A 1,100-nucleotide genomic window follows, 5' to 3' on the forward strand; every position below is an offset into this window, starting at 1 on the left:
TTAACCGTTTCAGGGCGCGCCTGAACAATATACAACTCACCGTCATCACCATCTTTTGCCCACTCGATATCCATCGGGCGATCATAGTGTTTCTCGATAATCAGCGCTTGCTTGGTCAGCTCATTGAGCTCTTCATCACTCAGTGAGAACTGTTTGCGCTGTGCCATATCAACCTTGACGGTTTCAACCAGTGAGTCACTATCATCCTGGCTATAGACCATCTTGATCGCTTTGCTACCCAAGTTACGCTTGAGAATTGCTGGGCGACCAGCTTCATAAGTGGGCTTATGTACATAAAATTCGTCTGGGTTCACTGCACCCTGCACGACAGTTTCACCCAAGCCATATGAGGAAGTGATAAACACCACATCTCTAAAGCCGGATTCGGTATCGAGGGTAAACATAACACCGGAGCTCGCCGTCTCACTGCGCACCATCTTTTGAATACCAGCGGACAATGCGACTTCACTATGCTCAAACTCATGGTGAACACGATAAGAGATCGCTCTATCGTTATAAAGCGAAGCAAAAACTTCTTTAACCAGAGCTTTAACTTGTTCGATTCCGGTAACATTCAAGAAGGTTTCTTGCTGACCAGCAAAAGAAGCCTCAGGCAAATCTTCGGCAGTGGCGGAAGAACGAACTGCAACGGCCAAGTTTTGATTTCCGTCTTGTAGCTTTTTGAAAGCATCTTCAAGCGCCCTATTGAGAGCCTCTTGAAACGGAGCCTCCATCACCCAGCCACGAATTTTGGCACCACTTTCTGCCAAGGCTGTAACGTCTTTTACATCGAGTGAAGCAAGCTCTGCATTGATACGCTCACTTAAGCCGTTCTCTGATAGAAAGTCCCAATATGCCTGAGCCGTTGTAGCAAAACCGCCCGGCACCCTTACCCCTACAGAAGATAGATGACTAATCATCTCGCCGAGTGAAGCATTCTTTCCCCCCACTCGATCAACATCGTTCATACCCAGTTCATCAAACCAAATAATGTAGTCCTGCAAGGCTTATTCTCCTGTACATTAGCGAAATACTGATAATTATGCGCTTTACTTAACGCGAGCAGGTGTGAATTGTAACACTTTATGCTAACTTATTTG

Annotated in this window: 1 protein-coding gene; it reads right to left on the reverse strand. The window is 46.2% G+C overall.

The genetic code is table 11. The annotated features are described in order from the left end of the window. A partial coding sequence (locus A3761_RS18455) for a PEP/pyruvate-binding domain-containing protein (RefSeq protein ID WP_304439626.1) occupies positions 1–1,004 on the reverse strand: 1,004 nt, incomplete at its 3' end. Between the last annotated feature and the right edge of the window lie 96 nt (positions 1,005–1,100).

The sequence above is a fragment of the Oleiphilus sp. HI0123 genome (assembly GCF_001635315.1).